The organism is Polaribacter filamentus, assembly GCF_002943715.1.
In the GTDB taxonomy this organism is placed as follows: domain Bacteria; phylum Bacteroidota; class Bacteroidia; order Flavobacteriales; family Flavobacteriaceae; genus Polaribacter; species Polaribacter filamentus.
In genome coordinates this window covers 1,272,981-1,294,631 of sequence record NZ_MQUA01000013.1, presented here as the reverse complement: position 1 = coordinate 1,294,631, position 21,651 = coordinate 1,272,981, and the positions used below count along the sequence as shown (strand labels likewise).

Annotated in this window: 19 protein-coding genes and 1 pseudogene; 11 read left to right on the top strand and 9 right to left on the bottom strand. The window is 30.3% G+C overall.

The features are described from left to right. Window positions 1–104: 104 nt before the first annotated feature. From BST83_RS08085 to BST83_RS08075, 3 genes are read left to right on the top strand one after another with little or no spacing between them, the layout of a single operon-like run. Window positions 105–1,199 (top strand): carboxylate-amine ligase, encoded by a 1,095-nt coding sequence (locus tag BST83_RS08085; protein ID WP_104809345.1) that lies wholly within the window; start codon window positions 105–107, stop codon window positions 1,197–1,199. Window positions 1,200–1,211: 12 nt separating this feature from the next. Continuing rightward, window positions 1,212–2,030: a type 1 glutamine amidotransferase gene (locus tag BST83_RS08080; RefSeq protein WP_104809344.1), complete on the top strand. Its 819-nt coding sequence runs from the start codon at window positions 1,212–1,214 to the stop codon at window positions 2,028–2,030. 6 nt (window positions 2,031–2,036) lie between these two features. Further along, window positions 2,037–3,239 carry a hypothetical protein gene (locus BST83_RS08075; protein ID WP_104809343.1) on the top strand — a complete coding sequence of 401 codons (1,203 nt, stop codon included), beginning with the start codon at window positions 2,037–2,039 and terminating at the stop codon, window positions 3,237–3,239. A gap of 192 nt (window positions 3,240–3,431) precedes the next feature. On the opposite strand, the gene BST83_RS08070 is transcribed toward BST83_RS08075, so the two are convergent. The 3 genes from BST83_RS08070 to fumC form a co-directional block, all read right to left on the bottom strand. After that, window positions 3,432–3,632 (bottom strand): hypothetical protein, encoded by a 201-nt coding sequence (locus BST83_RS08070; protein WP_104809342.1) that lies wholly within the window; start codon window positions 3,630–3,632, stop codon window positions 3,432–3,434. Window positions 3,633–3,977: 345 nt separating this feature from the next. After that, window positions 3,978–4,451 carry a nucleoside deaminase gene (locus tag BST83_RS08065; protein WP_104809341.1) on the bottom strand — a complete coding sequence of 158 codons (474 nt, stop codon included), beginning with the start codon at window positions 4,449–4,451 and terminating at the stop codon, window positions 3,978–3,980. Window positions 4,452–4,549: 98 nt separating this feature from the next. After that, the gene (gene fumC / locus BST83_RS08060; RefSeq protein WP_104809340.1) at window positions 4,550–5,950 is read right to left on the bottom strand and encodes a class II fumarate hydratase; all 1,401 of its coding nucleotides are present in this window, start codon (window positions 5,948–5,950) and stop codon (window positions 4,550–4,552) included. 216 nt (window positions 5,951–6,166) lie between these two features. Here fumC and BST83_RS19860 point away from each other — a divergent pair, with 216 nt between their 5' ends. Continuing rightward, the gene (locus BST83_RS19860) at window positions 6,167–6,340 is read left to right on the top strand and encodes a hypothetical protein (protein WP_170062761.1); all 174 of its coding nucleotides are present in this window, start codon (window positions 6,167–6,169) and stop codon (window positions 6,338–6,340) included. 449 nt (window positions 6,341–6,789) lie between these two features. On the opposite strand, the gene BST83_RS08055 is transcribed toward BST83_RS19860, so the two are convergent. The 3 genes from BST83_RS08055 to prfB all read right to left on the bottom strand — a co-directional run bounded on the left by BST83_RS08055 (window position 6,790) and on the right by prfB (window position 10,922). Then, window positions 6,790–9,255, bottom strand: coding sequence for a TonB-dependent receptor (locus BST83_RS08055; protein ID WP_104809339.1), 2,466 nt, complete (start codon window positions 9,253–9,255; stop codon window positions 6,790–6,792). A 91-nt stretch (window positions 9,256–9,346) separates the two neighbouring features. Next, the gene (gene arsC, locus BST83_RS08050; protein ID WP_104809338.1) at window positions 9,347–9,688 is read right to left on the bottom strand and encodes an arsenate reductase (glutaredoxin); all 342 of its coding nucleotides are present in this window, start codon (window positions 9,686–9,688) and stop codon (window positions 9,347–9,349) included. A 139-nt stretch (window positions 9,689–9,827) separates the two neighbouring features. After that, window positions 9,828–10,922, bottom strand: coding sequence for a peptide chain release factor 2 (gene prfB, locus BST83_RS08045; protein WP_104809337.1), 1,095 nt, complete (start codon window positions 10,920–10,922; stop codon window positions 9,828–9,830). A 245-nt stretch (window positions 10,923–11,167) separates the two neighbouring features. Here prfB and BST83_RS08040 point away from each other — a divergent pair, with 245 nt between their 5' ends. Together BST83_RS08040 and BST83_RS08035 are read left to right on the top strand one after the other, a co-directional pair. After that, on the top strand, window positions 11,168–13,582 hold the full coding sequence (locus tag BST83_RS08040) for a zinc-dependent metalloprotease (RefSeq protein ID WP_104809336.1): 2,415 nt from the start codon (window positions 11,168–11,170) through the stop codon (window positions 13,580–13,582). A gap of 117 nt (window positions 13,583–13,699) precedes the next feature. After that, a complete protein-coding gene (locus BST83_RS08035) occupies window positions 13,700–14,719 on the top strand; it encodes a threonine aldolase family protein (protein ID WP_104809335.1) in 1,020 nt (339 codons plus the stop codon). Between the two features lie 279 nt (window positions 14,720–14,998). On the opposite strand, the gene BST83_RS08030 is transcribed toward BST83_RS08035, so the two are convergent. From BST83_RS08030 to BST83_RS08020, 3 genes and pseudogenes are all read right to left on the bottom strand, one after another. Continuing rightward, window positions 14,999–15,202 (bottom strand): hypothetical protein, encoded by a 204-nt coding sequence (locus tag BST83_RS08030; protein ID WP_104809334.1) that lies wholly within the window; start codon window positions 15,200–15,202, stop codon window positions 14,999–15,001. A 7-nt stretch (window positions 15,203–15,209) separates the two neighbouring features. Further along, the gene (locus tag BST83_RS08025; RefSeq protein WP_104809333.1) at window positions 15,210–15,854 is read right to left on the bottom strand and encodes a DUF8845 family protein; all 645 of its coding nucleotides are present in this window, start codon (window positions 15,852–15,854) and stop codon (window positions 15,210–15,212) included. Window positions 15,855–15,856: 2 nt separating this feature from the next. Beyond that, a pseudogene (locus BST83_RS08020) lies at window positions 15,857–16,350 on the bottom strand (RNA polymerase sigma factor). 118 nt (window positions 16,351–16,468) lie between these two features. Between BST83_RS08020 and BST83_RS08015 the strand changes: the two are divergent. From BST83_RS08015 to BST83_RS07995, 5 genes are all read left to right on the top strand, one after another. Then, window positions 16,469–17,362 carry a MerR family transcriptional regulator gene (locus BST83_RS08015; RefSeq protein WP_240614702.1) on the top strand — a complete coding sequence of 298 codons (894 nt, stop codon included), beginning with the start codon at window positions 16,469–16,471 and terminating at the stop codon, window positions 17,360–17,362. A gap of 62 nt (window positions 17,363–17,424) precedes the next feature. Further along, window positions 17,425–18,891, top strand: coding sequence for a bifunctional phytoene desaturase/3,4-desaturase (gene crtID / locus BST83_RS08010; RefSeq protein WP_104809330.1), 1,467 nt, complete (start codon window positions 17,425–17,427; stop codon window positions 18,889–18,891). A 1-nt stretch (window position 18,892) separates the two neighbouring features. Then, window positions 18,893–19,738 (top strand): phytoene/squalene synthase family protein, encoded by an 846-nt coding sequence (locus BST83_RS08005; protein WP_104809329.1) that lies wholly within the window; start codon window positions 18,893–18,895, stop codon window positions 19,736–19,738. Further along, a complete protein-coding gene (locus BST83_RS08000; RefSeq protein ID WP_104809328.1) occupies window positions 19,738–20,181 on the top strand; it encodes a sterol desaturase family protein in 444 nt (147 codons plus the stop codon). Before BST83_RS08005 ends, BST83_RS08000 begins: the two co-directional genes overlap by 1 nt. An 87-nt stretch (window positions 20,182–20,268) precedes the next feature. After that, entirely contained in the window at window positions 20,269–21,408 is a 1,140-nt protein-coding gene (locus tag BST83_RS07995) for a lycopene cyclase family protein (protein ID WP_170062760.1), read from the top strand. Window positions 21,409–21,651 lie beyond the last annotated feature (243 nt).

The window sequence follows — 21,651 nt, the reverse complement described above, 5'->3', positions numbered from 1 at the left end:
AGTAGCAGTAAAAAAAGCACTGGCTAAAAAAACGGAAATAAAAACTAAAGCCACTAAAAAGTAAATTGTTTATCCTCATTATTAATTAAATAAACCTTTTCCCAATGAAATTTACATTAGGTATAGAAGAAGAATATCAAGTAATTGACCCTGTTACAAGGGAGCTAGTGTCTCATAATCAACATATTGTAATAAATGCATCCAAAGTTTTAAATGATCAGGTAAAAGCAGAAATGCATGAAGCTGTTGTGGAAGTTGGCACAAATATTTGTAATGACATTCAGGATGCAAGAGAGCAAATTACACATTTACGTAAATCAATTTCAACTTTTGCAGGCGATTTAGGATATAAAATTGGAGCTGCTGGTACGCATCCATTTTCTAAATGGGAAACACAAATGATTACTTCAAATCCTCGTTATCATGAAATTATTGATGAATTGCAAGACACCGCAAGATCAAACTTAATTTTTGGGTTGCATGTTCATGTGGGTATGGAAGATAAAAATATGGCGATGCATTTAGTAAATGCCATGCGTTATTTTTTACCACATTTATATGCTTTGTCTACAAATTCACCCTTTTGGGAAGGTAGAAATACAGGTTTTAAATCTTTTAGATCTAAAGTTTTTGATAAGTTTCCTAGAACAGGAATTCCGGGTGTTTTTGACAATTATGCCCAATATGAAAACTATGTAAACCTTTTAGTGAAGACTAAATGTATTGATAATCCTAAAAAAATATGGTGGGATATTCGTATTCACCCAGTTTTCCCTACGATAGAAGTACGAATTTGTGATGTTCCACTTACGGTAGATGAAACCATTTGTATTGCTGCATTAATTCAAGCTTTAGTTGCTAAATTACACAAACTTAGAACTCATAATTTAAACTTTATGATTTATCACAGAGCGCTAATTAATGAAAATAAATGGCGCGCTGGTCGGTACGGAATTGAAGGAAAAATGATTGATTTTGGTTTAGAAAAAGAAGTTGAAACAAAACTTTTGATGCGCGAATTTGTTGAATTTGTCGATGATGTTTTAGATGAATTAGGATCAAGAAAAGAAGTTGAATATGTTTTTGAAATATTAAAAAACGGAACAGGAGCAGACAGACAACTAAAAGTTTTTGAAGAAACAAAAGACTTAATTAAAGTAGTAGATTTTATTACAGAACAAACCATTTTAGGTTTATAATTAGTTGAATAAATGACGAAAGAAAAATTAAAATTAGCAATTTTAGACATGAACAACGATGAGCCTAATCAAGGTTTGCGTTGCATCAAAGAAATTGCTGATTTTTTTAACGATGAAGTAGATATTACGGTGTTTAATGTTAGGGCTAAACTAGAAATACCTGATACTTCTTTCGATATTTATATTTCAAGTGGTGGTCCTGGAAGTCCTTTAGAAGATGGGGTTTGGAGAAAGCCATACCTGGAATTAATGCAATATATTTGGAATTATAATTTTTCAAATTCTGAAGCTAAAAAGCACGTATTTTTTATCTGTTATTCTTTTCAAGTAATGTGTCATTATTTTCAGTTGGGAGAATTAAAACCTAGAAAAAGTACTTCTTTTGGTATTTTGCCAATTCATAAAACTAAAAAAGGAATTAAAGACCTACTTTTAGAAGGATTAAATGATCCTTTTTATGCTGTAGATTCTAGAGATTGGCAATTGGTACAACCAAGATTAAAAGTTTTTAAAGAACATGGTGCATCAATTTTAAGTTTAGAAAAAATTAGAACTCATGTAGAATTAGAACGTGCAATTATGGCGGTTCGTTTTTCTGATGAATTTGTTGGTACGCAGTTTCATCCAGAAGCAGATCCAATAAGTATGGAAGTTTATTTTTCTTTAGAAGAAACAAAACAAAAAATAGTTAGAAATTTTGGGGAGGCAAAATACAATCAAATGATGGAAAGAATGGATGATCCAGATAAAATTAGTATGACGTATGCTACTATTTTACCAAAATTTATTTCTTCAGCGATCAATAGTATTCAAGAAAATATACTTTCTTAATTTAAGATGATCGATAAAAATAGAAAACTTTATAATGAGCAGTTTACTGAGGAAAAATACCAAGTTTTTCTTCAAGATATCATTAATCAATTTCAATATGTACCTCAGTTCAAAATATCTGAAACTCCAGCTTTTATTCCAAAAGAGTTAAAAAACAAATTAATTGAAGCTTGTGGAGAAATTATGGCGACTATTAATCAGCCTAATTTTAAAGAATTAACAAATGGTGCTTTTTTTGACAAGAATCCAATTGTACCAAATGAAGACGAAAATGCAAAGTTTATTCAGTTAGATTTTGGTATTTGTAAAGATGAAAATGGTGATTTAGTTCCTAAATTAATTGAATTACAGGGTTTTCCTTCTTTATATTTCTTTCAAGAATTATTAGGAAGAAAATATCGTGAGCATTTTGGAAATGCAATTCCAGAAAATTATTCTCAGCATATAAACGGAATGACAAACCCAGATTATATTGAATTATTACGTCAAGAAATTGTTGGTGAAACAGATCCGAAGCAAGTAATATTATTAGAAATTGAACCAGAAAAACAAGCTACAGCTGTTGATTTTTATGCAACAGAAGCTAAATTAGGCATTAAGATTTTATGTATTTCTAAACTGATTAAAAAAGGAAAGGAACTTTTTTATTTAGATGATGAAGGCAAAGAAGTAAAAGTCTTAAAAATCTACAATCGAATTATTTTTGATGAGTTGTTTCAAAGAGATGATCTAAAAAGGGAATTCGATTTTTTAGATGAAGTTGATATCATTTGGATCGGCCATCCAAATTGGTTTTACAGAATTAGTAAATATACAATGCCTTTATTAAAAGGAGAATTTGTGCCAAAATCATTTTATTTAGATGAATTAATAGTGATTCCAGAAGACTTAGAAAATTATGTATTAAAACCATTGTATTCTTTTGCTGGCGCAGGAGTTCAAATACATGTAACGCGCAAGATGATTAATGATATTAAGAAGAAATCAAACTATTTATTACAAGAAAAAGTAGCGTACGCTCCAATTATAGAAACAATGGACGAACTTGCAAAATGTGAAATTAGAATGATGTTATTGCATAACTCTAAAACGAATAAAATAGAAATTGTTAGTAATTTAATGCGTTTGAGTAAAGGGGAAATGGTTGGGGTAAAATATAATAAAGATAAAACTTGGGTAGGAGCAAGCACTGGTTTTTTTGAGAGTTAATAAAAGTCATGCTTGTTGATTATAAGTTGTGAACTGCAAAATATAAAAACCTTGTAGTTTTATATTTATTTACAAAGATTTATCAGGAGCAGGAATACTTGCGTGAAATTCAGAAGCTATTCTTTGGGGATAAGTATCTAATAATTCTAAAACACGTTCACTAGAATCAGAAACTACAATTATACCAATATGTCATTTTTTATCCATTTTCCAAACAATTTCAGAGTCTGTAAAACTAAAAGTGTCAGGATTATCAAATCTGCTTAAATAAACCACAATTCCTGGATATTTATTATGGATAGTTGGTAATGTATAGGTTTGTTTTCTGATTTTTGCATTTTCAATTTTTGCCCATTTGTCCCAAAGATTTACACCAGAGGCATATTTAACCATTTCGCATTTCGGCCAAATTTACACCACCAACTCGAGAAGAAGTTTCTAAAAGAACAATTCGCCAGTTGCTTTAGTTTGAATAAACTCAGTATGCGAAGCGCCAGATAGCACCCCAAAAGCTTTCATTACATTAGCATTCATTTTTTGTAATCCTTTTTCAACATCAGAACCAATTTTAGAAGTTACAGATCTAAAAACACACCTACATGAGCAACATCAAAAGGCGTTGCTACATATTTACCAACTCGCGCAAATACTACTTTTCCGTTTACATTTAAACCAGCCGCATGAAAAAACTTTTTTTTAAAACAAAAAAAACCTCATTTTCATGAGGTTTCAATTATTTTAGTATTCAATTTTATCTTGTTTTTCAGACCATTTAATAAAAGGTTCTAAAGCAATTTCTCTACCAATTTGTTCAAAAGGAATACTTCTTTTTTCGTAAGGCAATGGAATTTCTTTATAAATAAATTCGTCATCAAAACCAATATCGGCGGCATCTTGCTGATTACTTCCATAGTACACTTTGTCTGGTCTTGCCCAATAAATTGCGCCTAAACACATGGGGCAAGGCTCGCAAGAAGTGTAAATGATACAGCCATCTAATTGAAAAGATGCTAAATTTTTACAAGCATCTCTAATTGCAGTAACTTCTGCGTGTGCAGTTGGGTCGTTTGTAGAAGTAACTTTGTTATTTCCGCTACCAATAATTTTACCGTCTTTTACAACAATACAACCAAAAGGTCCTCCTTCATTATTGCTCATTCCTTTTAAAGCTGCTTTTACAGCTTCACTCATAAATTCTTCGTGATTGTTCATGTTTTTTATTTTATGGTTTCTCGCAACGGCGCAAAGACGCAAAAGAAAAATAAGTTTTGCGAGTGCGACTGCGAACTGCAGACTAAAACACTGCTTACTTATTTAAGCCCTCCAATCATTTCTTCTGGTTTTACCCATTCGTCATATTGTTCTGGAGTTACATAGCCTAAACGTACCGCTTCTACTTTTAAAGTTGTTCCGTTTTCATGTGCTGTGTTTGCAATTTCAGCAGCTTTGTAATATCCAATTTTGGTATTTAAAGCAGTTACTAACATTAAAGAATTATTTAATAATTCTTTAATTCTTGTATAATTTGGTTCAATTCCTGCTGCACAATTTTCATCAAAAGAAACACAAGCATCTCCAATTAATTGAGCTGATTGTAAAACATTTGCAGCCATCATAGGTTTAAAAACGTTTAATTCATAATGGCCTTGAGTTCCGCCAATTGTTACCGCAACATCATTACCCATCACTTGTGCACAAACCATTGTTAGCGCTTCACACTGCGTAGGATTTACTTTACCCGGCATAATTGAAGAACCTGGTTCGTTTGCAGGAATCATGATTTCTCCAATTCCAGATCTAGGCCCAGAAGCCATCATTCTAATATCATTTGCAATTTTATTTAAAGAAACTGCTACTTGTTTTAAAGCACCATGAGTTTCTACAAAAGCATCGTGTGCTGCTAAAGCTTCAAATTTATTTTCTGCCGTAATAAAGGGTAAGCCAGTAAATTGTGCAATATATTTTGCCACTAAAACATCATAACCTACAGGTGTATTTAAACCTGTACCAACCGCAGTTCCTCCTAAAGCTAACTGACTTAAATGTTCTAAAGTATTTTTTAAAGCTTTAATTCCGAAGTTTAATTGTGCAACATAACCAGAAAACTCTTGGCCTAAAGTTAGCGGAGTCGCATCCATTAAATGTGTACGTCCAATTTTTACAACGTCTTTAAACGCTTCGGATTTTGCTTTTAAGGTATCTCTTAATTGCTCAATTCCCGGAATTGTATTTTCTATAATTTTTTTATAAGCTGCAATATGCATTCCTGTTGGAAATGTATCATTTGATGATTGTGATTTGTTTACATCATCATTTGGCTGAATAGTTTTTTCTCCTTCGCCGATAATTTTACCAGCAATTTCATGCGCTCGGTTTGCAATAACCTCATTAGCATTCATGTTAGATTGTGTACCAGAACCAGTTTGCCAAATTACTAACGGAAATTGATCATTGTGTTTGCCAGCTAAAATTTCATCACAAACTTGTGCAATTAAATCTCTTTTTTCGGATGTTAAAATACCTAACTCACAATTCGTATATGCAGCTGCTTTTTTAAGATATGCAAAACCATAAATTATTTCTAGAGGCATAGAAGCAGCAGGACCAATTTTAAAGTTATTTCTAGAGCGCTCAGTTTGTGCTCCCCAATATTTATCAGCAGGTACATTTACCTGTCCCATTGTGTCTTTTTCGATTCTATATTTTGTCATTATGAATGTAATTTTAGGAATACAAATTTACGAAAAGAAAGCCAAAAACGGTACTAACCAAAGTGAAAATTGTAATGTAAATTATCGTTTACTCAGCTCATTTATGTTAATATTTCTATAATTTGAATAAGATTGATGAAAAATAAATAAATTAAATAGTGAGATTTAAAATATATATTATTTTTGCTAGATAAAAATTATTACAAATACAAGCAAATGTTAGATTTTTCAGAATTTTCAGGATTAGTTTTATTCATGTTTATTTTTACGGCTGGTTTTTGGTTGTTAATTTTTTTATTAACTTTTGTAGTACCTTATTGGATCGGTGGTACAATTTGGGAAAACATGAAGCTGAAAAAAGAAGCAAAAAAAGCTACTGAAGAAAAGTAGTTTTTAAAAATATATTTACATTAAACTCATTCAATAAATTGAATGGGTTTTTTTGTTGATTTTATTGTAATAATGATTGAATTTAAAAATAGTCTAGTTTTATTTGTATTGAAATTAGTTTCTTGGATTTTAATGTATAAAATAGATAAAAATAGTACTTATTGGTCAAAAGATTACTTCCGTTTTCTGAAAAAGAAAACTTTGTAAAGACGTTGATTAAGATTAATGATTTTATGAAATACAAAAAACTCGTTCAAAAATTGAACGAGTTTTTTATAGGTTTGAGCAAGTGCGTTAAGGGTTGAAACATTTGTTTAAGCTCTTTTTTATGCTAAACTAAATTAGATGTTTTTTCGATGAACAAAATCGATAGCAAAGATTTACAGATGCTTAAATAAATTCAGTATTAGAAAAAGCGAGTGTTGAAAGCCTGTTAAAACGCCCAAAAACTATCCTTCATAATCTTCTCTACCACCATTACCTTCTCTGTTTTCTCTATTTGCTTTTTTCTTTTGATTAAAACGATATACTAAACTTACTCTAACTTGTGGTTCTCTCCATTGAAACTCTGAATATTGATCTAAAAAACCCGGTAGATTTGTAGTTCTTCTGCTAATTGCACCATTAAAAACATCGCTAAAATTTAAGCTTATAGATGCTTTTTCTTTTAGGATATCTTTACTAGCCGCAAGATCTATACTAAAAACTCCTTGGCTTTTTGTTTGCGCATTTCTATTTGGACCGCTATAATTTGAGTTAATTTGTAAATCGATTTTAGATGGCAATGTTATTTTTTGATTCAATCTTATAAAAAATGCAGTATTTTTAAAATCGAAACTTTGTGAAATATTTGTTGTTGGATTTGTATAATCTCCATCAGTTTTTACATTGAATAAGTTAAAATCGCTATTAATATTCCAAACTTTAAATGGTTTGTAATTTAAGGTAAACTCAAAACCAAATCTTTCTTCGGTAGATAAGTTTACAGGAAACCTTCTTGTTATTGGATCTCCGTTGTCTGTAATTTCACCTGTATCTTCTTGAATTCTTTCCCAATTATCATTACTAATATTGTAGTAAATAGAAGTACTTAAGGTGACCTTATCCCAACGTTTTAAATATCCTAAATCTATGGCGTCTGTAATTACAGGATTTAAATTTACGTTACCACTGTAAGTATTACTTTCACTAGATCTGCTTGGAAATGGATTTAAACTTCTTCCTCTTGGTCTTCTAATTCTTCTATTATATCCCAAAGTAAAACTATCACCACCTTTTAATTCGTAGCCAAGATTAATAGTAGGGAATAAGTTTCCATACGACCTTTCATCATTTGTAGTAGATGTTTGTTGTACAATTTCAATGGATGTATATTCGTAACGTAAACCTGCTAAAAGCGAAATATTATTAAATTTTTGACCATATTGAAAGTAAGCTGCATTTACAAATTCTTCGTAATTAAAAGAGTTGTTTAAACCAGCATCTGGTATTAATCCTCCATTAGGAAAAGTTTTTCTTTCTGCTAAATAAAAACTGTTAAAAATATCTCTATAATTACCTCTATAACCTGCTTCAAATTGAATATCTTTTCCAACTGGATGCACATAATCTATCTGCAGTAGACCACTATTTTCATCTTGATCTTCTAAAACCAACTCTAAATCATTCAAAAGATTTGCTTGTGTGTCTACTTCTGTAATATTATTTAATTTGTCTTCTGCTTCTGTAGAATATTGTAAATTGATAGATAATTTTTTTCCAGTATCATCAAAATTATTTACATAATCTAAAGTATATTGTATTCTTTGCTCGTCTTCACCTTCACTTTCTGTTCTATAGGTTGCTTCATTTATTGCTCCTTGTGCATTAAATCTTTCAATATTATTTGAATTTACATCATCATCATTTCCTTTACTAAATACTATATTCCCAATAATACTTGAGTTTTCAGTTAGATAATATTCTGCTCCAAAACTTGTAAATATGGATCTTCCTAAACGATCAAAATTTCTTTCTTCTACAACTTTTGCATTTTGTGCAGAAGAGGAAAGGTAATCAGAATCTGAAAATGCATTACCAGGAGTTTCATTATATCTGAAACCTGTATTTGTAAACAAGTTCCATTTTTCGGTTCTCCAGTTTGCATTAAAAGCATTACCAACGCTCGCAGGAACTCCTAAATCTAATTGTAAAGAACCATTAAAACCTATTAATTTATTTTTTCTAAGAATGATGTTTAAAATACCAGCTGTTCCTTCTGCATCATATCTTGCAGATGGAGAAGTAATAACTTCAACCCTTTCAATTGCTTCTGCAGGAATTTGTCTTAATGCTTCTGCACCATTCATACCTACTAAAGCACTTGGTCTACCATCAATTAAAATAGTTACGTTTTCATTTCCACGTAAACTAACAGCTCCTTCAACATCTACTTGAACAGAAGGTACGTTTCCTAAAACATCACTTGCATTACCACCTCTAATAGATAAATCTTTACCAATATTATATACTTTTTTATCTAAACGAATGTCTACTGTTGTTTTTTCTGCTATGACTACAATTTCATTTAAACTGCTTTGATCTTCAGTTAATTTTATAACTCCGAAGTCTTTATTTTTACTGATCTCTTGTGTTGGAAATTTTTTGCTTTTAAAGGATATATATTCTATGCTAATATCATAGGTTCCTTTTGGTGTTTGAACGGAAAAACTCCCAGTACCATCTGTAATTCCTCCTGTAATTTTTAGGGTTTTAAGATCTTTTAAAATGATTGTTGCGTATTCTAAAGGTTGATTTGATTTAGCATCAACAACTTTACCTGTTAAAGTATTAGTTTCATCGTCTTTTGAATTCTGTGAAAACAAAAAAGTAGCCGAAAATAGTAAATAAAAAAGTAATGTAATTTTTTTAGTCAAAACGAGTTATTTTTTATTAAGACTACAAATCTTATTAAAAGTTTAGTTTAATTTAGTTAAACAAAAGTTAAACAAATTATGAAAAGTAATTCTAAATAATTGTCAGGATATTTTCTGATGGTCTCCCAATCACCGCTTTATTTTTATTGATGATAATTGGTCGCTCAATTAACTTTGGATTCTGGAGCATCGCAATGATAATTTCTCTGTCTGATAACTCTTTTCCTTTATAATTCTCTTTCCAGATTTTTTCATTTTTGCGAACTAAATCGATAGGAGCGATATTTAATAATTGTACGATTTCTGTCAATTCTTTTTCTGATGGAATTGTATCTAAATATTTAACAACTTCAAATTCTTTTCTCGAATTTTCTAAAATCGCTAAACCTTGTCTAGATTTAGTACAACGTGGATTGTGGTATATTTTTATCATATTAGTTTCAAAGTTTCAAAGTTTCAAAGTTTCAAAGTTTCAAAGGGGAGATTTCTGAATCGCATAAAAAGCTCATTTCCGAATGACATCCGTTCTATTTTTTTAGTTTTGCTAACAACCAACAACCAACAACCAATTTCTAACTATTTTTCTGCCCATTCAACATTAAGTACGCTTTTAAAAATGAGCTGATATTTCCATCCATAACGGCATCTACATTTCCTGTTTCGTGCGCAGTTCTAACATCTTTCACCAACTTATAAGGATGCATTACGTAATTTCTAATCTGACTTCCCCACTCATTTTTCATTTTACCAGCTTCAATGTCATCTCTTGCGGCTTGCTGTTTTTGCAGCTCAATTTCATATAATTGTGACTTTAGCATTTGCAAAGCGGTCGCTCTATTTTCATGTTGTGAGCGTGAATTTGAACATGAAATCTGAATTCCGGATGGTTTGTGAGTCAGCTGAACTTTTGTTTCCACTTTGTTAACATTCTGACCTCCAGCACCACTAGAGCGCGCCGTAATAATTTCTATATCCGCAGGATTGATATCAATCTCAATAGAATCATCAGCAACAGGATACACATAAACAGACGCAAAACTTGTGTGGCGTTTTGCATTGGAATCAAAAGGAGAAATTCGTACCAATCTGTGAACGCCATTTTCACCTTTTAACCACCCAAAAGCATAATCGCCCTCAATTTCTACCGTAATTGTTTTTATTCCTACTGAATCTCCCGCTTGATAATTAAGCGTTTTTAACTTAAAACCTTGTTTTTCAGACCACATCGAGTACATTCTAAACAACATCTCTGCCCAATCACAACTTTCCGTTCCGCCTGCACCCGCAGTAATTTGAATAACTGCAGAAAGAGAATCTCCTTCTTCAGAAAGCATGTTTTTGAATTCAATATCTTCTAAAAATGAACTCACTTTTTCAAATTGTTCGTTCATTTCACCCTCTTCAACGTCGCCTTCTTTATAGAATTCAAATAAAACAATTGTGTCCTCATTTAAAGTGATGGCTTTTCTATAATCTTCCACCCATTTCTTTTTGAAACGCAATTCTTTCATAAAAACTTCTGCCTCTTTTGGATTGTTCCAAAAATCAGGATTGATCGTTTTTTCTTCTTCATTGGCAATTTCAATGAGCTTTTTATCAATCTCTAAATAAGATTTTAATTTCTCAATTCTTGCAGCTATATCTTTAAGTTGGTCTAGTGTAATCATAAGTTGTACAAAAATAAATTAATTTTTAGGATTTCAAGTTTTTAAAGCTGACAGATATTAAAAAAGGAGAACACAAAGATTCGCAGAGAAAACGCAAAGATTCACAGCGTGCTGTTACAAATTCTCTCTGAAATTTTTGAAAAACTTTGCGTAACTCCTTTAAATAACAAAAATTAAATGAATTTTTAGGTTTTAAAGTTTAAAACTGATGGATATTTTATAGATTTAACCAAAATATTTTTAAAATGAAAAAATCAATACTTTTATTAGTTTTTATTACTTTTTATTTCGACGGATTTTCTCAATTCTTCAATGAAAAAGCAGGTAAAACTCTCGAAAAAGGAATTACAAAATATGAAGGCTATTTTACTTTCTATTATGATGATAATAACGATAAAATCTTTCTTCAAATAGAAAAGTTAAATGCAGATTTTCTTTATGTACATTCATTATCCGAAGGAATTGGTTCTAATGATATCGGTTTAGATCGCGGTCAATTAGGCGACGGAGTTGTAGTTCATTTTAAAAAAGCTGGGAATAAAATTTTATTGATTCAGCCAAACCAAAATTTTAGAGCAATTACAGACAATATAGAAGAAATAAAATCGGTGAAAGAGGCATTCGCGAAATCAGTTTTACAGGGTTTTATCATCAAAGAAGAAAAAAACGGAATGTATTTAGTGGATGCAACAGATTTTTTGATGCGAGATGCCCACGGTGTTGCTTCAACTTTAGCAAATAATAATCAAGGAAATTATAGTTTAGATAAGAGTAAATCTGCTTTTAATATAGAAAGAACAAAGGCGTTTCCTAAAAATGTTGAGTTTGATATTATGCTTACTTTTAGTGGTTTACCAAAAGGATACAATATAAGAAGTGTAACTCCGGATGCAAGTTTGGTTACTGTTCATCAACATCATTCTTTTGTAGAATTGCCAGACGATAAATACAAGCCAAGAAAGTTCGATACACGTTCTGGGAGTTACGGAATGTCTTACTTAGATTATGCAACACCTGTAAACGAGCCAATTACAAAACGATTTATTTATAGACATCGACTAGAAAAAGTGAATCCTAATGAAACAGTTTCTGAAGCAAAAGAACCTATTATTTATTATTTAGATAGAGGAACTCCAGAGCCAATAAGAAGTGCTTTATTAGATGGTGGACGTTGGTGGAATCAAGCTTTTGAAGCTGCGGGTTATAAAAATGCTTTTCAAATGAAACTATTGCCAGAAGGTGCAGATCCTTTAGATGTTCGTTATAATATGGTGCAATGGGTGCACCGATCTACAAGAGGTTGGAGTTATGGCGGAAGTATTTCTGATCCAAGAACGGGCGAAATTATTAAAGGTCATGTAAGTTTAGGAAGTTTAAGAATCCGTCAAGATTTTTTAATAGCTCAAGCATTGCAGGCCCCTTATAGAAATAATTCTTCGGATGATGATTTTGCTTTGCAAATGGCATTGGCAAGAATAAGACAATTATCTGCACATGAAATCGGACATACTTTAGGTTTCGCTCATAACTTTGCAGCGAGTACCGTAAACAGAAGTTCTGTGATGGATTATCCGCATCCAAAGTTTACTTTAGAAGATGATAAAATTGATTTTTCTGATGCGTATGATACTAAAATTGGTGCTTGGGATAAGGTTATCGTAGCCTATTCTTATCAAGATTTTACTGATACTGAAAATGAAACGGAACAATTAAATAAAATTTTGCTGGATGCCTATGCAAGCGGATTAAAATATTTATCAGATTCGGATGCAAGATCAGAAGGAAGTGCAAGTATTTCTGCCCATTTGTGGGATAATGGAGACAATATTCAAGATGAATTAAACAATCTTTTAAAAATCAGAAGAACAGCAATTGATCATTTTTCTGTGGATAATATTAAAACGAATGAACCGTATTCTGTATTGGAAGATGTGTTTGTTCCTTTATATTTTTTACATCGTTTTCAAACGGAGGCTGCGGTAAAAATCATTGGAGGATTAGAGTATAATTATGCTGTAAAAGGCGGAAATCAAACTGTGGTAAAAAAAGTATCCGGGGAAATAGAAAGAAATGCGTTACAAGCAGTTTTAAAAACAATTGCTGTGGATGAAATTGCAATTCCGACAGAGAAATTAGCGCTTTTTCCGCCAAGAGCATTCGGTTATGAGAGAACTCGAGAATCTTTTAATAGTAAACTAGGAGTAGAGTTTGATGCTTTTTCAGCCGTAGAAACTGCCACTGAAATGACCTTGAATTTACTGTTAAATCCGCAAAGAGCATCAAGATTAATAGCACACAAAAGTTTAGACAAAAGTCAATTGGGATTAGAAGAGTTAATGGATGAACTGATTGTAAAAACAATCAAAAAAGAATACAAAGATTCCTATTATCAAGAATTACAAAACGTAATAAATAACCAAGTTTTAGAGCAATTATTTAATTTAGCTGCTGCTGAAAATCAGTATAAACAAGTAAATGCCATTGTGTTTTTTAAATTGGATGAAATAAAGTTAATTTTACAAAATAAAAAATCCGAAGGAATTCAGAAAATATATGGTGCTGCCATGATTAAAATGATTGAAGATTTTGAGAAAAATCCGACTTCTTTTAAAAAATCAGGGGCACCTCAAATTCCGGATGGTTCGCCAATTGGGAATTAATGATTACACAGAGATTCTTGATAAAATAAAGAGATTTACCATAGAAATAATGTTAGTAAAACTATTTGTTTTCTATGTGCATTTCCGTTTAACAGTGCTAATAATAGTTTATAAGAAATGATAATAGATTTAATTTCAGATACAGTTTCCAAACCAACAAAAGGAATGTTGGATGCAATGATGCATGCTAAAGTTGGTGATGACGTTTTTAAAAGTGATCCAACAACAAATGCTTTGCAAGAAAAAGCGGCTGCTATGTTCGGAATGGAAGATGCGTTGTTTTTTCCGTCCGGAACGATGGCAAATCAGACTGCTATAAAACTACATACGCAACCAGGCGATAAATTAATTTGCGATAAATATGCACACGTTTATAATTATGAAGGTGGTGGAGCGGCTTTTAATTCTGGTGTAACTTGCAAACTAATAGATGGCCATAGAGGAATGTTTACTTCAAAACAGTTGGAAGAAGCCGTTTCTGGACGATCTGATATTCACGTGCCTTATTCAAGATTGGTTTGTATTGAAAACACTACAAATAAAGGAGGAGGCGCTTGTTGGGATTTTTCTGAGCTAGAAAAAATTCAGAAAATATCAAAAGAAAACAACTTGGCTTTTCATTTAGATGGTGCTCGTTTATTTAACGCTTTGGTTGAAAAAAATGAAACTCCCAATCAATATGGACATTTGTTTGACACCATTTCTATTTGTTTATCAAAAGGTTTGGGAGCGCCAGTTGGTTCTATTTTATTAGGTTCTAAAGAGCATATCGCAAAAGCGTTAAGAATTAGAAAATTATTTGGAGGAGCCATGAGGCAGGTTGGTTTTTTAGCTGCAGCAGGAATTTACGCGCTAGATAACCATGTTGCACGCTTAGCAGATGATCATCAAAAAGCAAAAGAAATTGGTGTCGTTTTAGAATCTCTTTCTTATGTTACAAAAGCGGAAACAATAGAGACCAACATCGTTATTTTTTATGTGGATGAAGCAATCGGAGACGCAAATTTTATTAACAAAATGAAAGAAAAAAACATTTTGTTAACGCCAATGGGCGAAGGGAAAATTAGAATTGTTACGCATTTAGATTATACAAATGAAATGCACGAAACTCTTTTAAAAGAATTGAAAAATTTTTAAAATAAAAACGAACTATTGGCGAAAAAGCCAATCTATACACACTTTTATTTTTATCATACAAAACATCGTGTCTTATACCAAAAGGAAATTGTCCGCTATTTTAAGCAGTACCTGCCTACACAATGCAGGAAAATTTGTGTTAATCCTTCGAAAACGATCTGTTTGTTTGACAAAAGAGTATTTATATTCTCCAGAAAGTTGGATTCCTATATTAGGGATTTGATATAAAGAAATAATACTACCGCCATAAACATTGGTGGTGAAATCGCCAATTTCAATCTAAATATAGGTCAATCCTGTTCCTAAAGAAAAGCCATTTTGAAATTCATAAATAGCACTTGGAGTAATTTCAATAGTGGTTTGTGTGCCAAAACCTAAGGTGAAAGCACCTCCAAAACGAACGTTATTCCAAAAGTTAGATTTTTGTTTAGAAGTGATTGTAAGAGAGCACCCAAAAAATAAAAGAAGTAAAAAATTTCTCATAAAACACTTAATTTAAGTCGTCTAATTTAATTAATTCTTTATAATTTGTATTTAACTTTCTAAGTAATATCCCATATAATAATTTGTAAAATAACCAAAGAAATACTAAAACAACTAATAATACGATAATCTGGGTTATAATAGTTATGGTTAGAACTTGGCTAATATCCATCGTCAAATTCGTAGGATTCATATTTTTTAGTAATTTATCAGAATTAGAAAACATTGTGATATTCACAATAATGCTTATTAAAAAGACCATTGCTAAATTATAAATAACATAATATTTTACAGTTTTTCTAATTTCTAAAATACTTTTTATCAATCTTTTTGTATTATCAATGAGAGAAATTCTTTTGTAATTCTTGTAAAATAAAAAAAGAAAAGCTACAATTATGAAATAATGAAAAATCGTAAAAATATTGATAAAGTTCATCAAATTTAAATCGCTGTATATTTTATAAAAATCTTCGGGCATAAATAGATTTAAAGAAGACCAAAGTACAAACTCTAAAAGCGCAATAATAAAAATCCATTTTACTACGGATGACGATTTTGAGTGTGCTAATTTATATATTTCTAAAGCCGAAAACGTGTCAGTTTCTTCTGGTTGATTAATCCATGCTTTTTTATATTTGTCTAATAAATCCATATTTATGGGTTTAAAATATTTTTCAACTTTTCTTTTGCTCTGTTCATTTTTACTCTTGCATTTACTGATGATATACCTAAAGTATCAGCAATTTCTTTGTAAGGTTTGTCTTCTAAGTATAAAAAAATCAACGCTTTTTCAATGTCATTCAAATGATGAATTGCTTTATATAAAGCTGCCAATTGCCTTTCTTCCGTGTCATCGTAATCTGTTGCTTTAATTCTGTACGCAAAGTCACTAAAATCTTCTGTTTTTAAAGTTCTGGTAGATTTTCTATATAAAGAAATTGCAGTATTTAACGCAACTCTATACATCCAAGTACTAAATTTTGAATCACCTCGAAACTTTGAATAATTTTTCCAAAGCTGAATGGTAATCTCTTGAAATAAATCTTTGTGAGCGTGGTTATTCGTCGTATAAACTCTACAAATTTTATGCGCTATATTTTGATTTTTTTCAAAGTCTGATAAAATTTAGTTTCTAAGTCTTTTTGCACTCTAAATTCTATAGTTTAAATTATTAGTAGTGTAAAAGTATAAAATGTTACATTTTTCAAAAAATATTTTTGTAGTTAATTTAATTCATTAAATTTGTTGGACATTAAAAGAATAAAATTGAACAATATTAAACAAGATTTTACAATAAAGGACCTTGAGAATATTTCAGGAATTAAAGCACATACGATAAGAATATGGGAAAAACGCTATAATTTATTAGAACCTAAAAGAACTGAAACCAACATAAGGTATTATACTCCTGTAGATTTAACGAAACTTTTAAATATTGTTTTATTAAATAACAATAGCTTTAAGATTTCTAAAATTGCAGAAATGTCCGAAGAAGACATTACTTTGAAATCTAGAGAATTAGCATTTGAGACAGCCACGAGTGATGAAGCCATAAATACTTTTAAGTTATCTATGTTTCAATTTGATAAAATTCTTTTTAATAACTCTTATCATACTTTATTGCATAAAAAAACGTTTAGGGAAATCTTTAAAGATGTTTTTATTCCTTTTTTGGAACATATTGGTTTATTGTGGCATACAGAGACCTTATTGGTTGCACATGAGCATTTTATTTCAAATTTAATTGCACAAAAAATACAAATAAATACAGAAAAATTACAATATAATATTATTGATACAAATAAAACGTATGTGTTGTTTTTACCTGAAAATGAAATTCATGAATTAGGGCTATTATACTTGAATTATGAATTAGTTTTAAGGGGTTTTCACACCGTTTATTTGGGACAAAGTTTACCTTTAAATAATTTAAATTATTTTTTAAAGAGTGAAAGAGAAATTTGTTTTATCGCGGCGTTAACTATTCAGCCTTATGACGATAAAATTGAAGCTTATTTTACAGAGATTAATACAATTATGACCAATACTAAAAATCAATTTATTGCAACAGGAAGAAAGGTTGATAAAGTTAGGCATCTTAAATTAAATGCTAATATTCAATTGTATGATTCTATTCGTGATTTGTTAAAAGTCATATAAATTTGTACTCTTTCGCATATAGCTGTTCAATTAATATCTATATTTGTTAGACAAAATAAAAAATGAAGAAAAATATTCATATAATTGGTTCTGGTTTCTCAGCTTTATCTGCTTCTTGTTATTTAGCTAAGCAAGGTTATAACGTAACTGTTTTAGAGAAGAACGATACTTTAGGAGGCAGAGCAAGACAGTTTAAAAAGGATGGTTTCACTTTTGATTTAGGTCCTTCTTGGTATTGGATGCCAGATGTTTTTGAACGCTTTTTTGCAGACTTTGGCAAAAAACCGTCAGATTATTATACTTTGGATAAATTAAGTCCTGGTTACGAAGTATATTTTGGTGAGAGTTCTTCCTTAAAAATTTCTGATAATTTAGAGAACATTTATAAAATGTTTGAGGAAGAAGAAAAAGGAAGTGCAAAACATCTAAAAACATTTCTGGATTCAGCTAAATCAAATTATGATACGGCTATAAAGGATTTAGTTTATAAACCTGGTGTATCGCCATTAGAATTAGTAACTACAACCACTGTAGCTAGAGTTACTCAATTTTTTTCAACAATAAGAAAACAAGTTAGAAAAAATATAACGAGTCCGAAATTAATTAAAATTTTAGAATTTCCTGTATTATTTCTGGGTGCAAAACCTAGCAATACCCCAGCATTCTATAATTTTATGAATTATGCAGATTTTGGTCTTGGCACTTGGCATCCAAGAGGAGGAATGTATAAAGTTGTTGAAGGTATGGTTTCATTAGCAGAAAGTTTAGGTGTAAACTTTTTACTGAACGCTAATGTTGAGAAAATTAATACCGATGATGCTGATAATGTTATTGGGCTGCAAGTAAATGGAGAAAATATTGAAACAAGTTTAGTTTTAAGTGGTGCAGATTATCATCATACAGAAACTTTATTAGCTCAAAATTTAAGACAATATTCAGAAAATTATTGGGACAAAAAGACTTTTGCGCCCTCTTCGTTGTTATTTTATGTAGGTTTTGATAAAAAGATAGAAAATGTATGTCACCATACGTTATTTTTTGATACTGATTTTGACTTACATGCCAAAGAAATTTATGACAATCCACAATGGCCAACAGATCCACTTTTTTATGCTAACTTTACGTCCATAACAGATAAAACTTCTGCTCCGGAAGGAAAAGAAGCAGGCTTTTTCTTAATTCCGTTAGCTCCAGGAATTGAAGATACTGAAGCGCTAAGAGAAGAGTATTTTCATAAAATTATAGATAGATTTGAAAAATTAACAAATCAAAAGGTTAAAGAACATGTTTTGTTTAACAGATCGTTTTGTGTTAATGATTTTAAAGAAGAATATAATTCTTATAAAGGAAACGCTTACGGAATGGCAAATACACTTTTACAAACGGCCTTTTTAAGGCCTAAAATAAAGAGTAGTAAAGTGAAAAATTTGTTTTTTACTGGTCAATTAACAGTTCCTGGTCCAGGAGTTCCACCTGCATTGATTTCAGGTAAAATTGCATCAGAATTAATTATTAAAAATCAGAATTAGTATGAAGGAATTATTTGATAGAGTCTCTAATGATTTTAGTAAACTAGTTACAAAAAGCTATAGTACATCATTCTCTTTAGCGGTAAATATGTTGTCTACAAAAATTAGACAAGACATCTATAATATTTATGGTTTCGTTCGTTTTGCAGATGAAATTGTAGATACTTTTCATGAATACGATAAAAAGCAATTAATGGAACATTTTGAAAGGGATTATTATCTTTCAAAAGAGCTAGGTATTAGTTTAAATCCTATTTTAAACTCATTTCAGCAAACGGTTAGTAGATACAATATACCCGATACAATGGTGCAAGCTTTTTTAAAAAGTATGAAAGCCGACTTGTACAAAACTGAATATGAGACGAAAGCAGAGTATGACGAATATATTTACGGTTCTGCCGATGTTGTTGGTTTAATGTGTTTAAAAGTTTTTGTTGATGGTGATGATGTAAAGTATGAAGAATTAAAAGATGCTGCGATGCGCTTGGGTTCTGCTTTTCAGAAAGTAAACTTTCTAAGAGATTTAAAAGATGATTATGAAGTTTTAAATCGTTCTTATTTTCCGAATATAAATTTAGGGGAATTGGATGCTGCTTCAAAACAGATGATTATTGATGAAATTGAATCAGATTTTGATTTTGCATATAAAAACGGAATTCTTAAATTGCCTGTTGAAGCAAAATTTGGAGTCTATATGGCATACAGATATTACAGAAGGTTATTAAAGAAATTGAAATCTGTGCCATCAGAAAAAATTATGGATACTAGAATTCGAATTTCAGACCCAATGAAATTAAATTTATTGGCTAGAAGTTACGTAAAATATAAATTAAATATTATAAAATAATGTTTTTATTTATTACTCTTGGCGTTTTTTTACTGATGGAAGGAGTGTCTTGGTTTACGCATAAATATATAATGCATGGTTTTGGGTGGTATTTACATGAAGATCATCATCAGCCAAAATACCAAGGTTTTGAAAAAAATGATGCTTTCTTTGTTGTTTTTGCAATACCAAGTATGCTTTTAATTTATTTTGGATCAAATACAGAATATAATTATTTATTACACATAGGTTTTGGAATTTTATGTTATGGAGTTGCTTATTTTTTAGTGCATGATGTATTAATTCACCAACGTTTTAAATGGTTTAAAAATACGAATAACAATTATTTAAGAGGACTTAGAAAGGCACATAAAATTCATCACAAAAACATGGGCAAAGAAGATAGCCAATGTTTTGGAATGTTATTAGTACCTTTTAAATACTTTCAAAAACCTAAATTATAACTTTTTAATTATTCTAAAAACAAGACCTATTTGAATTAAATTAAATAGGTATTTTATTTTTATTAAATTTACTTCATTACAACTATAATGAACTATTACGACTACATAATTGTTGGTGGAGGTGCATCTGGTTTAATGATGGCTTATAGAATGTCAAAGGATACTTTTTTTGATGATAAGACGATATTGATATTAGATAAAGAAAAGAAAACCTTAAACGACAGAACTTGGTGTTATTGGGAGGATAAAAATGATGAATGGAATGATGTTGTAACTATTTCTTGGGATACGATTATTTTTAAAAGTGATGTTTATAAAACCGAACAGGCTATTACTCCTTATCAATATAAAATGATCCAAAGTAAAGATTTTTACCTTAAAATCTGGAATCATTTAGAACAGAAAACAAACGTTACTTTTCAGTCTAAAAATGTTACCAGTATTCGTCAACTTAAAGGCGAGGCAGAAGTAATAACAAGTAATCAAGTCTTTAAAACAAAGAAACTTATTAATAGTATTCTTTTTAATAATGAATATAGAAAACAAACTAAATATCCTGTTTTACAACAACATTTTGTAGGTTTTTTCATCAAAACTAAAGAAGATATTTTCGACGATAGCGCTGCAACCTTTATGGATTTTACAGTAGCTCAAAATGGAAATACCCGTTTTATGTATATTTTACCATACAAAAAAAATGAAGCTTTATTTGAATATACCTTATTTTCGGAAGATTTATTGAAGTACGATGAATATAAACTAGCAATAGAAGAATATTTAGAAAGTAAAAATATTACCGACTATGAAATTGTAGACAAAGAACAGGGTTCAATACCAATGACATGTTATAAATTTTGGGAACAAAATTCAGAAAATATTATTAATATAGGTACAGCTGGCGGTTGGTCTAAGGCAAGTACAGGATTTACTTTTAAAAATACTACTAAAAAAACAGCTAAACTTGTTGTATATTTAAAACAAAATAAATCTTTAGAGTGTTTTCATAAAATTAATAAATTTTGGTTTTACGACTTGCTTTTACTAGATATTTTACAAGAAAAAAATCATGTAGGTGCTGTTCTTTTCTCTGATTTATTTAAAAGAACTCCTTCTAAAAGAATACTAAAATTCTTAGATGAAGAAACTTCATTATTTGAGGATTTACAGGTTATTTTAAAAATGCCTCCTAAAAATTTTATTCGAGCTATATTTAAAAGGATTTTCTAATTATTATTTAGGATATTTCTCACGAATCTTATCCAAAGATAAATTATGAATACTACCAAGATGTGTATGCTGTTTTCCTAAATCTGGTTTGTAATTTTTTTTATAAATTGATTACTATTGTTTTGATAGTGTTTTCTGTAAGATATTCCTTCAATTACCAACTTCTTAATGTTAGCAACTCTACATATAGATTTATGTTTTTCATTATTCAAATTAATAATCCTTTTTTATAACCGTAAGGTT

Coding starts and splice junctions, on each gene's coding strand:
- BST83_RS08085 (WP_104809345.1), top strand. CDS start 105: ATGAAATTTACATTAGGTATAGAAGAAGAATATCAAGTAATTGACCCT.
- BST83_RS08080 (WP_104809344.1), top strand. CDS start 1,212: ATGACGAAAGAAAAATTAAAATTAGCAATTTTAGACATGAACAACGAT.
- BST83_RS08075 (WP_104809343.1), top strand. CDS start 2,037: ATGATCGATAAAAATAGAAAACTTTATAATGAGCAGTTTACTGAGGAA.
- BST83_RS08070 (WP_104809342.1), bottom strand. CDS start 3,632: ATGGTTAAATATGCCTCTGGTGTAAATCTTTGGGACAAATGGGCAAAA.
- BST83_RS08065 (WP_104809341.1), bottom strand. CDS start 4,451: ATGAACAATCACGAAGAATTTATGAGTGAAGCTGTAAAAGCAGCTTTA.
- fumC (WP_104809340.1), bottom strand. CDS start 5,950: ATGACAAAATATAGAATCGAAAAAGACACAATGGGACAGGTAAATGTA.
- BST83_RS19860 (WP_170062761.1), top strand. CDS start 6,167: ATGTTAGATTTTTCAGAATTTTCAGGATTAGTTTTATTCATGTTTATT.
- arsC (WP_104809338.1), bottom strand. CDS start 9,688: ATGATAAAAATATACCACAATCCACGTTGTACTAAATCTAGACAAGGT.
- prfB (WP_104809337.1), bottom strand. CDS start 10,922: ATGATTACACTAGACCAACTTAAAGATATAGCTGCAAGAATTGAGAAA.
- BST83_RS08040 (WP_104809336.1), top strand. CDS start 11,168: ATGAAAAAATCAATACTTTTATTAGTTTTTATTACTTTTTATTTCGAC.
- BST83_RS08035 (WP_104809335.1), top strand. CDS start 13,700: ATGATAATAGATTTAATTTCAGATACAGTTTCCAAACCAACAAAAGGA.
- BST83_RS08030 (WP_104809334.1), bottom strand. CDS start 15,202: ATGAGAAATTTTTTACTTCTTTTATTTTTTGGGTGCTCTCTTACAATC.
- BST83_RS08025 (WP_104809333.1), bottom strand. CDS start 15,854: ATGGATTTATTAGACAAATATAAAAAAGCATGGATTAATCAACCAGAA.
- crtID (WP_104809330.1), top strand. CDS start 17,425: ATGAAGAAAAATATTCATATAATTGGTTCTGGTTTCTCAGCTTTATCT.
- BST83_RS08005 (WP_104809329.1), top strand. CDS start 18,893: ATGAAGGAATTATTTGATAGAGTCTCTAATGATTTTAGTAAACTAGTT.
- BST83_RS08000 (WP_104809328.1), top strand. CDS start 19,738: ATGTTTTTATTTATTACTCTTGGCGTTTTTTTACTGATGGAAGGAGTG.
- BST83_RS07995 (WP_170062760.1), top strand. CDS start 20,269: ATGAACTATTACGACTACATAATTGTTGGTGGAGGTGCATCTGGTTTA.